11 protein-coding genes are annotated in these 14,724 nt (G+C 52.5%); 3 read left to right on the top strand and 8 right to left on the bottom strand.

The window, feature by feature from the left end:
- Window positions 1-11 precede the first annotated feature (11 nt).
- Both ACFX4U_RS17115 and ACFX4U_RS17110 read left to right on the top strand, forming a co-directional pair.
- On the top strand, window positions 12-422 hold the full coding sequence (locus ACFX4U_RS17115) for a CidA/LrgA family protein (RefSeq protein ID WP_313507912.1): 411 nt from the start codon (window positions 12-14) through the stop codon (window positions 420-422).
- On the top strand, window positions 415-1,104 hold the full coding sequence (locus ACFX4U_RS17110) for an LrgB family protein (RefSeq protein ID WP_175273904.1): 690 nt from the start codon (window positions 415-417) through the stop codon (window positions 1,102-1,104). Before ACFX4U_RS17115 ends, ACFX4U_RS17110 begins: the two co-directional genes overlap by 8 nt.
- Before the next feature lie 30 nt (window positions 1,105-1,134).
- Here ACFX4U_RS17110 and ACFX4U_RS17105 read toward each other — a convergent pair whose 3' ends face one another.
- The 4 genes from ACFX4U_RS17105 to acs form a co-directional block, all read right to left on the bottom strand.
- Window positions 1,135-2,430 carry a Gfo/Idh/MocA family oxidoreductase gene (locus tag ACFX4U_RS17105; RefSeq protein ID WP_313507910.1) on the bottom strand — a complete coding sequence of 432 codons (1,296 nt, stop codon included), beginning with the start codon at window positions 2,428-2,430 and terminating at the stop codon, window positions 1,135-1,137.
- Between the two features lie 152 nt (window positions 2,431-2,582).
- The gene (gene actP / locus ACFX4U_RS17100; protein ID WP_313507909.1) at window positions 2,583-4,232 is read right to left on the bottom strand and encodes a cation/acetate symporter ActP; all 1,650 of its coding nucleotides are present in this window, start codon (window positions 4,230-4,232) and stop codon (window positions 2,583-2,585) included.
- Entirely contained in the window at window positions 4,229-4,543 is a 315-nt protein-coding gene (locus ACFX4U_RS17095; protein ID WP_025263759.1) for a DUF485 domain-containing protein, read from the bottom strand. The genes actP and ACFX4U_RS17095 overlap by 4 nt, the downstream gene beginning before the upstream one ends.
- Window positions 4,544-4,790: 247 nt before the next feature.
- Complete coding sequence (gene acs, locus ACFX4U_RS17090) at window positions 4,791-6,749, bottom strand: acetate--CoA ligase (RefSeq protein WP_313507908.1); 1,959 nt, start codon at window positions 6,747-6,749, stop codon at window positions 4,791-4,793.
- A gap of 684 nt (window positions 6,750-7,433) precedes the next feature.
- Here acs and gltP point away from each other — a divergent pair.
- Window positions 7,434-8,747, top strand: coding sequence for a glutamate/aspartate:proton symporter GltP (gene gltP, locus ACFX4U_RS17085; RefSeq protein WP_017459491.1), 1,314 nt, complete (start codon window positions 7,434-7,436; stop codon window positions 8,745-8,747).
- Window positions 8,748-8,826: 79 nt separating this feature from the next.
- On the opposite strand, the gene ACFX4U_RS17080 is transcribed toward gltP, so the two are convergent.
- From ACFX4U_RS17080 to ACFX4U_RS17065, 4 genes are all read right to left on the bottom strand, one after another.
- Complete coding sequence (locus ACFX4U_RS17080) at window positions 8,827-9,978, bottom strand: hypothetical protein (RefSeq protein ID WP_313507907.1); 1,152 nt, start codon at window positions 9,976-9,978, stop codon at window positions 8,827-8,829.
- Window positions 9,979-10,510: 532 nt separating this feature from the next.
- Window positions 10,511-11,932, bottom strand: a complete 1,422-nt coding sequence (locus ACFX4U_RS17075) for a hypothetical protein (RefSeq protein WP_349350640.1) — start codon at window positions 11,930-11,932, stop codon at window positions 10,511-10,513.
- A gap of 274 nt (window positions 11,933-12,206) precedes the next feature.
- On the bottom strand, window positions 12,207-12,968 hold the full coding sequence (locus tag ACFX4U_RS17070; protein WP_313507904.1) for a hypothetical protein: 762 nt from the start codon (window positions 12,966-12,968) through the stop codon (window positions 12,207-12,209).
- A gap of 985 nt (window positions 12,969-13,953) precedes the next feature.
- Window positions 13,954-14,595, bottom strand: coding sequence for a helix-turn-helix domain-containing protein (locus tag ACFX4U_RS17065; protein ID WP_313507948.1), 642 nt, complete (start codon window positions 14,593-14,595; stop codon window positions 13,954-13,956).
- Window positions 14,596-14,724: the final 129 nt, after the last annotated feature.

Here is a 14,724-nt window from a genome sequence, read left to right as displayed (position 1 = left end):
GGAAAATCGTTATGGACGTGGCGTTAAGCCGTGTTACGCCTGCCCTTGTGCGTCGCTTGCAGGTTCCGGTTCAGGTGGTGCTTTATGCCGGGCTGTTTATCTTTGCGCAATACCTGGTGCAATGGCTGCATTTGCCGCTTCCCGCCAATCTGGTGGGCATGATACTGCTGCTGGGGTTAATACTTTGCCGGGTGATCCCGCTCAATTGGGTGCGCGCCGGGGCGCATTGGCTGCTGGCGGAAATGCTGCTGTTCTTTGTGCCTGCGGTGGTCGCCGTGGTCAATTACGCGCAACTGTTGATGGTGGAAGGCTGGCGCATTTTTATGGTGATCGGTTTGAGCACGCTGTTGGTGCTCGGTGCCACCGCCTGGGTGGTGGATAAAGTCTACCGCTTCGAACTCAGCAGGCTGAAAAATGAGTGATTTCGTCTTAAGCCTGCTGTGCCTGGCGATGACGCTGGTGTGTTATTTCCTCAATAAACGGCTCTACCGCCGTTTTCGAAAATTGCCGCTGATGCCGCTGGTATTCACACCATTGCTGTTAGTGTTAATGCTGGTGTTCGGTCATATCTCCTGGCAGGACTACATCGGGGAATCCCACTGGCTGATGTGGCTGTTGGGGCCCGCGACCATCGCCTTCGCCGTGCCGGTGTATGACAACCTGGCGATTATTCGCCGCCACTGGATGTCGCTTTCTGCGGGCGTAATTACTGCTTCGGTGGTGGCGGTAACCAGTTCGGTTTGGCTGGCGCGCCTGTTTACACTGCCGGATGAGATCCAGCGCAGCCTCGCGGTGCGTTCAATCACCACGCCCTTTGCACTGGCGGCCGCCGGGCCGATTGGTGGTCAGCCGGATCTGGTGGCGCTGTTTGTGGTGGTCACCGGCGTGTTTGGCATGGCGGTTGGCGATGTGCTGTTTCTGCGCTTATCGATTCGCGAAGGCGTGGCGAAAGGCGCGGGTTTTGGCGCGGCCTCGCACGGCGCGGGCACGGCGCGTTCTTATGAGCTGGGTCAGCAGGAGGGCGTGGTTGCAAGCCTGGTGATGATGCTTTCTGGCGTGTTGATGGTGCTGGCAGCGCCCTTGATCGCCCGCGTGATGTTTTAGCTCCCCGCCTTGCAACGGGGAGCCGCAAGGTCAGTGCTTTTTCAGCCTTGCAACCAGTTCGAACTCGTTAAAGTTAACCGGGCGTTGCTGCTGGATGGAAATGTTGCCAGCAATGCCGGTCAGAATCGACATCGCGCCTGCGCGGTGATCGGCGGCGCGTTTCAGCGGGTCATTGCCCGGTGTGCCAAACAAATCCGCCAGCATGGCGTTATCGCCGCCGCCGTGGCCACCTTCGCCAAGGGTGAAGTCGGCTTTCCACGGTTCGGCAAACATCGGAAACACGGTAATGTCGCAGGATTCAAGGCTGCCTTCATTGGCGCGCTCGCCGCCGGCGTTGACGTAGGATTTCTCGACGATTTTCATCTCCAGCCGCCCCTGGCTGCCGTTAAACACCACGTTTAGCCCTTCCCACGGCAAGTAGGTATTGAGTGAATAACTCAACTGGCACTGGTTCTGGTATTTCACCAGCACTGAAAGCGTGTCTTCAATGGTGATGCCGTCGCTGAACACGCTCTGGTCGCGCCAGTAGTTATCTTCATGTTCCGCGTCGAGATAAAGCGCTTTTAACTGCGGGTTGTCGACCATGTGCAGCGCAAAAGGATCATCGTGAGCGGCGGCATAGCCGTGCGTGCGCGGATAAAACTGCGTGACGCCGCGTTTTTCGGCGTTCTCTTTGCCATAAAAACGCAGCCCGCCTTCGGCATACACCCGCTGCGGGTAGCTGTTGAGCCAGAAGTTCATCAGATCAAAATGGTGGGTCGATTTATGCACCAGCAGGCCGCCGCTGTTGCGCTTTTCCCGGTGCCAGCGGCGGAAATAATCGGCACCGTGTTCGGTGTTCAGCAGCCATTCGAAATGCACCGAATAAACGTCGCCGATGGTGTTGTTCATCAGCAATTCGCGCACTTTACTGTGGTGCGGCGCATAGCGGTAATTAAACGCCACGCGCACGGTTTTGCCGGTCTGTTCAATGGCATCGAGAATGCGCAGCGCGCGCTGTTCGTCGATGGTCATGGGTTTTTCGGTGATCACATCGCAGCCTGCGTGTAACGCCCGCACAATGTAGTCGTCATGGGTTCTGTCCATGGTGGTGACGATAACAATGTCTGGCCGGGTTTCGCGGATCATCGCTTCAAATTGCGCCGCTTTCCACGTGGAAACGGGCTGCGCATCTTCGTTTTGTAACAGCTGATTTGCGTAATCCATGCGCGTCTGGTTGCTGTCGCAAAACGCCACCATACGGGCATTCTCTTTCCACTGCCCGCCGATGGCGGAAATATATAACCCGGCGCGCCCGCCGGTTCCCACTAAAGCATATTTTTTCATCACACCCTCTTAAATCATAAATGAATTAACGTGCTGATGTATTAAAAACATTGTTTCAATAAGCTGAGGGTACTGTAGCGCGCTGGCAGAAGAGGGGTAGAGAAAAGGCGGGAAAGTGTGATCCCCGGCCATTACTGACCGGGGTAAAAAGATTAATGAGCGCGGCCCTGTTCGATACCGATCCCGGTTTGCGAACGGATAAACTGCGCACGGAACTGCTCGCGCTCCAGTTTGCCGGCTTCGGTGTTATCGGTAGCGGAGAAGAGCCAGATGCCGATAAACGCCACGGCGATAGAGAACAACGCCGGGTACTCATACGGGAACACCGGTGCGGCGTGACCGAGGATCTGCACCCAAATTGTCGGGCCGAGAACCATCAGGACAACCGCCGTCAACAGACCCAGCCAGCCGCCGATCATCGCACCGCGCGTGGTCAGCTTCGACCAGTACATCGAGAGCAGAATGATCGGGAAGTTACAGCTGGCGGCAATGGAGAACGCCAGTCCGACCATAAAGGCGATGTTCTGTTTTTCGAACAGAATGCCAAGCAGAATGGCGACAACCCCCAGGATCAGCACGGTGATTTTCGACACTTTCAGTTCCTGGCGTTCGGTCGCGCCTTTGCGGATCACGTTGGCGTAGAGATCGTGGGAAACCGCAGAGGCACCCGCCAGCGTTAACCCGGCAACCACCGCCAGAATGGTGGCGAACGCCACGGCGGAGATAAAGCCTAAGAATAGGTTGCCGCCGACCGCATCAGCCAGATGCACCGCCGCCATATTGTTGCCGCCAATCAGCGCGCCCGCCGCGTCTTTAAACGCCGGGTTTGCGCCCACCAGCATGATGGCGCCGAAACCGATGATAAAGGTCAGAATGTAGAAATAACCCATAAACCCGGTGGCGTAGAACACGCTTTTGCGCGCTTCACGCGCATCGCTGACGGTGAAGAAACGCATCAGGATATGCGGTAAACCGGCGGTGCCGAACATCAACCCAAGCCCGAGCGACAGGGCGGAGATCGGGTCTTTCACCAGCCCGCCTGGGCTCATAATAGCCGCGCCTTTCGGGTGGACCGCCATCGCTTCCGTGAACAGGTTATTGAAGCTGAAACCAACGTGTTTCATAACCATAAAGGCCATAAAACTTGCGCCGAACAGCAGCAGCACCGCTTTGATGATCTGTACCCAGGTGGTGGCGAGCATGCCTCCGAACAGCACATACAGCACCATCAGCACGCCAACCAGTACCACGGCGACATGGTAATTCAGGCCAAACAGCAGCTCAATCAATTTGCCTGCACCAACCATCTGCGCAATCAAATACAGCGCGACAACCACCAGCGAACCGCAGGCGGAAAGGGTGCGGATGGGGCCTTGTTTCAGGCGATAAGAGGCCACATCGGCAAAGGTATAACGCCCCAGGTTGCGCAAGCGCTCGGCGATTAAGAACAGAATGATCGGCCAGCCAACCAGGAAGCCGAGCGAGTAGATCAGGCCGTCGTAGCCGGAGGTGTACACCAGCGCGGAAATCCCCAGGAACGAGGCTGCAGACATAAAGTCGCCGGCAATCGCCAGCCCGTTCTGAAAACCGGTGATATTGCCACCCGCGGTGTAGTAATCGCTGCGCGAACGCACCCGTTTGGACGCCCAGTAGGTGATGTACAACGTCAGTGCGACGAAAATGACGAACATAATGATCGCCTGCCAGTTGGTCGGCTGGCGTTGTACCTCGCCGGTGATGGCATCGGCGGCGTGAGCCGTAAAAGGAAGTGTGGCGGCCAGCGCCGTCAGGACTCTCTTCATGATGCTTTTACCTCGCTCAGAACCGCTTTTGTCAGACGATCAAACTCGCCGTTTGCTCGCCAGACGTACACGCCGGTCAGCACAAACGAAATCACAATCACACCAATACCAATCGGAATGCCGCGCGTGACATTGGTGCCTTCATGCAATGGCGTACCGAGCCAGTGCGGGGCAAACGCGATAAGCAAAATAAAGCCGACGTAGATAATCAGCATGATGATGGAAAGCATAAAGGCAAACCGTTGCCGTCTTTCAACTAACTCCCTGAAATGCGCACTGTTTTCTATCTGTTGATAAATGTTATTCATCACAGAATTCTCCAGAGGTCTCCCCGTTGTCTTGCGCGCTGCCGGTCAGTTGGCCGCACGCGCCCGCCCCAGTCACATCGTTATCGTTGCGCCTGGGATATGCGCGTTTGCCGCTTTCCTGCAACACGAAATCCATTAGGAATTGTAGGGTGAAGTGGTTGTTTCCTCTCCTTGGAAGGAGAGCGTTATGGTTGCGTTTGCCGCCGGATAACACGCTTTCGCGCCACTATCCGGCAGGGTTTTACGATTATTACGATGGCATGGTAATGGCCTGCTTCTCTTCGAGCAGTTTTTCCACTACGCCAGGATCGGCGAGCGTTGAGGTATCGCCGAGATTGCTGGTATCGCCAGCGGCGATTTTGCGCAGAATACGGCGCATGATTTTGCCGGAGCGGGTTTTCGGCAGTGAGTCTGTCCAGTGCAGCACGTCCGGCGTCGCCAGCGGGCCAATCTCTTTACGCACCCAATTTCGCACTTCGGTGTACAGTTCCGGTGACGGTTCTTCACCGTGGTTGAGCGTGACGTAAGCGTAAATGGCCTGGCCTTTAATGTTGTGCGGAATGCCCACCACAGCCGCTTCGGCGATTTTCGGGTGCGACACCAGCGCCGATTCGATTTCAGCCGTCCCCAGACGGTGGCCGGAGACGTTCAGCACGTCATCCACGCGACCGGTGATCCAGTAGTAGCCATCTTCGTCACGACGCGCGCCGTCGCCGCTGAAGTACATGTTTTTGAAGGTGGAGAAATAGGTCTGCTCAAAGCGATCATGATCGCCAAACAGCGTACGCGCCTGGCCCGGCCAGGAGTCGGTGATCACCAGGTTGCCCTCGGTCGCGCCATCAAGCGCGTTACCTTCGTTATCCACCAGCGCAGGCTGCACGCCGAAGAACGGACGCGTGGCGGAACCGGCTTTCAACTGGGTAGCACCCGGCAGCGGGGTGATCATAAAGCCGCCGGTTTCCGTCTGCCACCAGGTGTCCATGACCGGGCATTTACCGTTGCCGATTTTTGACCAGTACCACTCCCAGGCTTCCGGGTTAATCGGCTCGCCTACGGAACCGAGGATCCGCAGCGAAGCACGGCTGGTGCCGTCAATCGCTTTATCCCCTTCTGCCATCAGCGCGCGAATGGCGGTTGGCGCGGTATAGAGGATATTCACGTTATGTTTGTCCACCACCTGGCTCATGCGCGCCGGGGTCGGCCAGTTCGGCACGCCTTCAAACATCAGCGTGATGGCGCCGCAGGCCAGCGGCCCGTACAGCAGATAGCTGTGCCCGGTGACCCAACCGACGTCGGCAGTACACCAGTAGACATCGCCCTGGTGGTAATCAAAGACATATTTAAAGGTCGACGCGGCATAGACCAGGTAACCGCCGGTGGTATGCAGCACGCCTTTCGGTTTCCCGGTGGAGCCGGAGGTATAAAGGATAAACAGCGGATCTTCTGCGCCCACTTCAACAGGCTGGTGCTGGTCGCTGGCCTTGTCGGTCAGCTCGTGCCACCACAGATCGCGCCCTTCGTGCCAGTCGATTTTGCCGCCGGTGCGTTTGAACACCACGACATGCTCGACGCTGCTGACGTTCGGGTTTTTCAGCGCGTCATCGACGTTTTTCTTCAGCGGGATATTGCGCCCGGCACGCACACCTTCATCGGCGGTGATCACCAGCCGCGAGCTGGAGTCAATAATGCGCCCGGCGACCGCTTCCGGCGAGAAGCCACCGAAAATGACCGAATGCACCGCGCCAATACGCGCACAGGCGAGCATCGCCACCGCGGCTTCCGGCACCATCGGCATATAGATGGCGACGACATCACCTTTCTTAATACCGAGCGACACCAGCACATTGGCGAAGCGGCAGACATCGCGGTGCAGTTCACGGTAGGTGATGAGTTTGCTTTGGCTTGCGTCATCACCTTCCCAGATAATGGCCGTTTGATCGCCGCGTTCGGCGAGGTGGCGGTCGAGGCAGTTGGCCGCCAGGTTCAGCGTGCCGTCTTCATACCATTTAATGGAAATATTGCCTGGCGCGAAGGAGGTGTTTTTCACTTTCTTGTAAGGCTTGATCCAGTCGAGGATTTTGCCTTGTTCGCCCCAGAATGTGTCAGGGTCAGTTACCGATTGCTGGTATTTGGCCTCATACTGCTCCGGATTTATCAGGCAACGTTCCGCAATATTGGCGGGAATATCGTGTTTATGTATTTGGCTCATGGCGATTGCTCTCCTTGTAAGATGTTAATAATATGTCACAAGAACGTTAATTGTAGGGCCTTTGCCAGCTTTGTTTACTATTTGCGCGATAGATCACGCATTAAATGAATTGTGCAAAAAGCGAGCAAAATAAATGTGCTGGCGCGCGAAAGAACGCAAAAAGGTGGAGCGGAAAGAAAGGCGCTTCATAACAGCAAGTTATGGAATGTGGCAGTTCGATTACGCTTACTATCGGCGTAAAAATGCAGGCTGATGCAAGTCTATGAAAATGCACTACTCGATTATTAGCCTGATAATGGTTGGTGCTGTGTATTATTCACTGCATTCATCACGAAAGGCAGACGAAATTTCGGTAAAGATTGGTCGGGATGGCATTTTTCATGATTAAAAAATGCGCAAATGAACAAATTATGCGTAATAATTTCTAATGGTAAATATTGGATTTAGGAGTAGTGAAAAGTTTTTCATAACAAAGAGTTATTTATCATAACTGAAATAAAAGACGGTTTTTGAGTAAAAATTCAGTCAAACCCCCTCCCGGTATAGGGTTGCGCGTTACACCCTGCAAATGATACTGATAATGCGCGTTAAAAAACCCCGCAATACTGTGCGACGCTAATCATACCCTTTCAGTATGGGTCGTTCCGGACCTGGAATGGCGCTTCATTGAGGATGTCTGTAGTTATGAAAAACATGAAAATCAGCCTGGCCTGGCAGATTCTGCTAGCCCTTGTGCTGGGTATTCTTTTGGGTAGTTATCTGCACTACCACAGCGACAGCCGCGAATGGTTGATTGCGAATCTCCTGTCTCCGGCAGGCGATATCTTTATCCATTTGATCAAAATGATTGTCGTGCCGATTGTTATCTCGACGCTGATTGTCGGCATTGCAGGCGTTGGCGACGCGAAACAGCTTGGCCGAATCGGCGCGAAGACCATCATCTATTTCGAAGTGATCACTACGGTGGCGATTATTCTCGGCATCACGCTGGCGAATGTGTTCCAGCCGGGCGCGGGAATTGATATGTCGCAGCTGGCGACGGTGGATATTTCGAAATACCAAAGCACCACCGCGGATGTGCAAAGCCACGCCCACGGCCTGATGGGGACGATTTTATCGTTGGTGCCGACCAATATCATCGCGTCGATGGCGAAGGGCGATATGCTGCCGATCATCTTCTTCTCGGTGCTGTTTGGTCTTGGGCTCTCTTCCCTGCCTGCCTCGCACCGCGAGCCGCTGGTCACCGTGTTCCGTTCTATTTCCGAAACCATGTTTAAAGTCACTCATATGGTGATGCGCTATGCGCCGGTCGGCGTGTTTGCGCTGATCTCAGTGACGGTGGCGAACTTTGGTTTCGCTTCGCTGTGGCCGCTGGCAAAGCTGGTTATCCTGGTCTATTTCGCCATTCTGTTCTTTGCGCTGGTGGTGCTGGGGATTGTGGCGCGCGTGTGCGGCCTGAGCATCTGGATTTTGATCCGCATCCTGAAAGATGAGCTGATTCTGGCGTACTCCACCGCCAGTTCGGAAAGTGTGCTGCCGCGCATTATCGAGAAGATGGAAGCCTATGGCGCACCGGCGTCGATCACCAGTTTCGTGGTGCCGACCGGTTACTCCTTTAACCTCGATGGTTCGACGCTGTACCAGAGTATTGCGGCCATCTTTATTGCGCAGCTGTATGGCATTGACCTGTCGCTGTGGCAGGAAATCATCCTCGTGCTGACGCTGATGGTCACCTCGAAAGGTATCGCGGGTGTGCCGGGCGTCTCCTTCGTGGTGCTGCTGGCAACGCTGGGTAGCGTCGGTATTCCGCTGGAAGGGCTGGCATTTATCGCCGGTGTTGACCGTATCCTCGATATGGCGCGTACTGCGCTGAATGTGGTGGGTAATGCGCTGGCGGTGCTGGTGATTGCCAAGTGGGAACACAAATTTGACCGCAAAAAAGCGCGCGCTTACGAGCGCGAGATGTTGGGCAAATTTGATAAAACCGCCGATCAGTAACCTTCTCAATCCCTCCTTCACGGAGGGATTTTTACATCAGGCGGGCTTGCCCGCCTTGCCTGTCAAACGACACCGCTCGCTAATTAACGCTCTGATCGAACATCACCGTCACGCCGCCTCTATAAGTATCCGGCCTTGTGCTGAGCATGGCTTCAACATCGCGTTGCGGAACCAGGAAATCGATACTGCCTTTTTGATCCTGGCCGTAGGTTTTGGTGGTGAAGATGTTCTGCGCCGGATCTTTTCCAACGCCAAGCGGCCTTTGAACCACCGTCGCGCCTGTTGTGCTGTCCACAATATTCGTCGGCAGATTGAGTGACGATCTGAACGGCACCAGTTGCCCGGTGTTATCGCTTTTTAAGGCACAATCCTGGCCTACCTGGCCGTCAGCGCAGGCAAGATAAACGGTGAAGCTGCCGGTGCTGGTAATACCGAAATTGCTCTGTCCTGTGAGCTGCGGCGTGACGCGGCTGACCATCCAGCGCTCCCAGTTCGCTTCGCCTTGATCCGGCGTACAGATCTGGCCGGGTTTGCACGGTTGCAGCGCGACCTGTTTGTCCTGTGACGTTGTGGTGATGCTAAGTTCATGCTCCACGGTTAAGTGGATATCGATATCAATAGCAGTATTGCTGGGTTCAAAAGCATCACCAAAATCCATATCGCCGCCGGGGCCAAGGTGAAAACGCAACACACCCGCGTAGTCACCGGCTGGCATTTGCATCGGGTCTGGGGTTTTTATTTCATACGTGATGATCATATCGAGTAATACATAAGGCTCATTGCCAAGATCGATTGCCGCGATCTTATAACAAGCCGCATCGCTGACCGGCCAGTTCCACCTGAATATAAATTGACGCGTACCGGCAACGCCTTGCCCGGTCACCGTACATGGGCTTGGTGCTTGAGCAAACGATCCGCCAACCCATGCGTCGTTGTGCTTCTCGGCTGTCCAGTCGGTATGAGTTTCGTAAACGGCGCCGAAACTTGCCACCCGGAATTGTACCGTTGCACTTTGCCCGCTTTTATTTGTCACCGTCACATTGCGCCAGGCCCCCGGCATTTTGAAGTACATGCCCATGCGTGGATCCGCACCCGCGTTAATCGTCGCATGCATTAATGTGACATACCCTTCCACCGTAGCGCTGAAGGTTTGGCTGTCTCTGCATATCTGCGGGTGTACGGTACAAATCTCACTTTGTGGCGTGGTGATGGTAAACGCATTGTTACCCATCGAGGGGGAATATCTGGCATTGATATTGATTGTTTCACTATAAGAGTGAAAACATACAATAAGTAAAAATAACAATGAAGTTATGCTGAATAATTTGATGGAATGGGGCATTACTGTCTCGCGTTAATTTTTATCGTGGCGTGCACGGTAAAAATAAATAATAAAAATACAGGTGATGAGGGCTAATAAATAGATTTTATTTTTGAGTATAATCTTAACGCTACATGAAATAATAATGTGATTAACGTTCAGTAATGCGCCTATTTACCATAACTCTTTTATTAAACATAACCTTGTGGATTACTAAAACCGATACTGGATGTGCTTTAACGTACGGGGAGGGCGAGGATCTGCACAGGCATGGTGTCGTCATTTGGCCTGATTCGCCAGAACAGCGAAACTGAGTGAAATGAGCGAATTCTGAGCCTGGCACTCAGGACAATATTCGCAGTTAACGACTTAAGTCTTTTTTTATTAAGCATTTTTCGGCAAGGCGGTGTTGCCTGCCTTGCCTGCAACATGACATCAAAAACTAATTAATGCTCTGGTCGAAAATCACCGTTGCGCCGCCGCGATAGGTATCCGGCCGGGTGCTGAGCATGGCTTCAACATCGCGTTGAGGAACCAGGAAATCGATACTGCCTTTTTGATCCTGTCCCGCGGATTTGGTGGTAAAGATGTTCTGCGACGGATCTTTCCCGGCGTTCAGGTGCCGTTGAACAACTGTCGCGCCCGTCGTGCTGTCCACGATATTTGTCGGCAGGTTGAGTGATGCCCGGAACGGCACCAGTTGCCCGGTGTTATCGCTTTTTAAGGCACAATCCTGACCCACCTGACCGTCAGCACAGGCAAGGTAAACGGTGAAGTTGCCGGTGCTGGTGATGCCGAAATTACTGCGCCCTGTGAGCTGCGGTGTGACGCGGCTGACCATCCAGCGCTCCCAGTTTGCTTCGCCTTCATCTGGTGTACAGATTTTGCCGGGCTTGCACGGTTGCAAAGCAACTTGTCGGTCGTCTGCGGTGGTGGTGATTTTAAACTCATTCTTCACGGTCAGGCGAAAGTCAATATCAATGCCGGAGGTATCACTGGCGACAAACGCGTCGCCAAAATCAATATCTCCGCCGGGACCGACGGAATAATGTAATGTCCCGGTATAATCACCCGACACTAATAGTTGCGGGCTGGCGTTTGTTAATTCGTAGATAATGCTCAGCTCATTTAATAAATAGGGTTCATTTTCGAGATCCATTGCGGCAGTTTTATAACAAGCCACAGCGCTTTTAGGCCATCTCCACATAAATTGGTAGTCTCGGGTGAGAGCTACACCTATCCCGGAAGAGGTACATGGGCTGGGCGCAGTCGCAAACGATCCACCGACCCATGAGTTAATGTGATCAGTAAGATCCCAGTCATAATGGGTATTATAATTCGCGGCTAAGCCCACAATCCTGAAATGAACCGTGGTGATTTTCCCCTCGGCATTGATGACCCTCACATCACCCCCGACCCCCGGCAATTTTATGTACACGCCATCTCGTGGGGCTGCGTTCGCCAGGATCCATGTCTTCATCAACGTTGCTGTTAAATGGAGTGAGAGGCTGAACGTTTTACCGTCGGTACACAGCGGAGCATGTTCTATACAAAACCCGCTCTGCGGCGTGGTGTTAACAAAGGTGCTTCCGGATGCGGAGTTATATTCCTGGCTAATACTGAGTCTTTCGCCGTAGGTGTGAAAACTCATAATTAACAGAAAAATAGAGGACATAATGCTGAATAATTTGGTGACGCGGCTCATTGCTGTCTCACTTAATTTTTTATTGCCACCTTGTGCTGTGACCAATGATAGTATCCCGCCAGTAAAATAGCGGTGAGAAATAATTCCGCTAAATCGTACACATATAGCGTTGAGGGTAACATTTAGGTGGTGAATAATAATAGGGCGATTACCCGGCAATATTGGCGCTTTTTATGATGAATGGTGATGGGGAAATAAATTTTTATGACGTTTAACCGTGAGTAAGTTGTCTTGCATGTTTTCGTCTTTTTTCCCATTTAGCGATATCGGAAACGTACTTTCCGCCAGAAAAGACGCTGGAATTAGCGGGATAAATTGAGTGCTAAACAGTGCTGGTCTATGAGGAAAGGATGTAGCGATAATCAGCGTAAACGGGCGAACAGTGGCTTTTCAATCCCTCCTTTACGGAGGGATTTTTATAGCAAACTCGCCGCTAATTGATGTTCTGGTCAAAAATCACCGTTGCGCCGCCACGATAGGTATCCGGTCGGGTGCTGAGCATGGTATCGACATCATGCTGCGCGACCAGGAAGTCGATACTGCCTTTTTGATTCTGCGCATAGGTTTTGGTGGTAAAGAGATTCTTCGCGGGGTCTTTGCCAATATGTAAGCGCTGCTGAACGACCGCCGCTCCCGTGGTGCTATCCACAATATTCGCGGGCAGGTTGATAAAGGCAGAGAATGGCACCTGCTGCGCGGTGTTATCACTTTCCAGCGCACAGTCCTGACCAATTTGGCTATTCATGCAGGCAAGATAAACGGTGAAATCCCCGGAGCTGGTGATGCCAAAGTTGCTTCGCCCCGTGAGCTGCGGTGTGACGCGGCTGACCATCCAGCGTTCCCAGTTCGCCTCGCCCTCTTTTGCGGAACAGACCTGTCCAGGTTTGCAGGGCTGTAGCGCCACCATCCGGTCTTCTGCGGAGGTGGTTATTTTAAACTCATGGTTCACGGACAAGAGGAAGTTAATATCCAGGCTGGAATCGCTGGGGACAAAACGATCGCCAAAATCCATATCCCCGCCGGGGCCGATGGTGAAATGCAATTTTCCTTTATATTCACCGGACGCCAGTTGAAATGGGTCAGGTGTTCGCAATTCATAAACAATGCTCATGTCATGTATCACATAAGGTTCATAATGCAGATCCGCGACCGGGGTTTTATAGCAAGCCACATTGTTTTCGGGCCATTTCCACATAAATGTATACTTTCTTTCTAAAGGCAACCCGACGCCGGAAGAGATACACGGGCTCGGCGCATTAACAAATGCACCACCAGCCCAGGTATTAGTGTGCTGCGCAACGGTCCAGTCAGTGTGTGTTGAATAGGTGGCGGCGAGCCCTGCAAACCTAAAATGGACAAATACACTTTTGTGTTCGGCATTCGTCACTTTCACACTCCGCAAGGCTCCCGGCATTTTGTAGTACATAGCATCCTGAGGCGCGCCATACGCCAGGATCCAGTCCTGCATTAATGATGCCGTGAGGGCGAGCGAGATACTGTACGTCTTATTGCCGCTGCATTGCTGTGAAAATTCGAGACAAAAATCGCCTTGCGGCGTGGTGTTAATAAAATCGTTTCCAGATGATGACGAGAATTTCGAGCTTATATTGAGCGTTTCGCTGTAAGCGTGAGAACTTAGCGTAAATAAAAACAGAAATAAAATGATGCTGAATAACCGGGTAATACGATGCATTATTTCCTCACTTATTATTTGTGACTTCCATGTTATTGCCTTTAATTATTTATAGAACGAATGGTATTAGTGGTGGAATGTGAATTCTGGCTAACTTTGTTAGATATATCAAGAGGGTAACATTAGCACTGCGTTGATCAATAACGAAATAAGCTGCTTATAATGCGGCTATTTATGATGAATGATGGTTGTGACTTTTACTGACGGTTGAATATTTATTTTAATTTTCCTGTGGTGTGCATTTATTTTTTGCCAAAAGAAATGGGCCTGAAAATGTGTTATCGACGAAGAACTCTGCGTTTGCCGATAAATACCGGAAAAATACTGGCCGGAAACCGTGAATTCAGATCGCGTGCTGCCGGTTTTTGCCATCGAAGCGGTGGCGGAGCAGAGTGTTTTTTGTCTCCTCTACGCAGTCCCCTGTGCCACGGGGGGAAAACGTTTCACGATAGGCTGGTACAAGAGGCGATGGCTGATAAACGGCACGTCACTCATCATCAATGTTATGGATCCCCAGGCTGCGTTGCAAAAACGCTTTCCCGGCAGGGGTGAGGGTCAAAATACGTGCTTCATTGGTTTTGATGATAAAACGCTTTTTGAGCAGTGCGCTAAAGAGATGCGCGCCGAGCTCTCCCGAAAGATGGTAACTCTGTTCGCTCCAGTCCATGCAGGGGATAACCAGCGCCCGACGTGAATGGCGAAGCGCGTTAACATCAATACCTAAGTGAGTGCCGAACCACGTATCACCAGTGGTGCCGATGGCAAGGTTTCCTTCTGCGGCCTCGAGCACTTTTTGCTGGCAAAGATGTTCGTAGATTGCCACGCCGACATGCCCGGCAATGTGGTCGTAGCAGGTTCTGGCATAACACATTTTCTTGAACCCGCTGGGTTTTAGCCGTTCCTGAAAATTGCTATCGGCATAGGTGGCGACCATCATTGATTCTATCGCCTGGGCAATCAGCGAGTTATGAAGCCGGTAATAACGGTTACGGCCAATTTTATCGAAGGCAACGACGCGGCAATGGATGAGTTTCGCCAGATGATTACTCGTCGATTGAGGAGAAAGCCCGGCGGTAATGGCTAATTGTGATGCGGTGAGCCGGCTATTATCCATTAACGCGCAGAGCATTCTTGCCCGGCTCGCATCTGCTAACAAACAAGCCAACCGACTAAAATTAGGAAGTTGTTCTGTCATTACGTTCATAGTTCATTAAAGAATTAAACATTTATGTGTTTGTTCGTAAAGAATACCGCAATT

The organism is Kosakonia sp. YIM B13588 (assembly GCF_042788165.1).
Taxonomy (GTDB): domain Bacteria; phylum Pseudomonadota; class Gammaproteobacteria; order Enterobacterales; family Enterobacteriaceae; genus Kosakonia; species Kosakonia sacchari.
Note: the sequence above shows the minus strand (reverse complement) of the source record. Positions and strands in the feature narration are given on the sequence as shown.

Coding starts and splice junctions, on each gene's coding strand:
- ACFX4U_RS17115 (WP_313507912.1), top strand. CDS start 12: ATGGACGTGGCGTTAAGCCGTGTTACGCCTGCCCTTGTGCGTCGCTTG.
- ACFX4U_RS17110 (WP_175273904.1), top strand. CDS start 415: ATGAGTGATTTCGTCTTAAGCCTGCTGTGCCTGGCGATGACGCTGGTG.
- ACFX4U_RS17105 (WP_313507910.1), bottom strand. CDS start 2,430: ATGAAAAAATATGCTTTAGTGGGAACCGGCGGGCGCGCCGGGTTATAT.
- actP (WP_313507909.1), bottom strand. CDS start 4,232: ATGAAGAGAGTCCTGACGGCGCTGGCCGCCACACTTCCTTTTACGGCT.
- acs (WP_313507908.1), bottom strand. CDS start 6,749: ATGAGCCAAATACATAAACACGATATTCCCGCCAATATTGCGGAACGT.
- gltP (WP_017459491.1), top strand. CDS start 7,434: ATGAAAAACATGAAAATCAGCCTGGCCTGGCAGATTCTGCTAGCCCTT.
- ACFX4U_RS17080 (WP_313507907.1), bottom strand. CDS start 9,978: ATGGGTAACAATGCGTTTACCATCACCACGCCACAAAGTGAGATTTGT.
- ACFX4U_RS17070 (WP_313507904.1), bottom strand. CDS start 12,968: ATGTGGAAATGGCCCGAAAACAATGTGGCTTGCTATAAAACCCCGGTC.
- ACFX4U_RS17065 (WP_313507948.1), bottom strand. CDS start 14,595: ATGCTCTGCGCGTTAATGGATAATAGCCGGCTCACCGCATCACAATTA.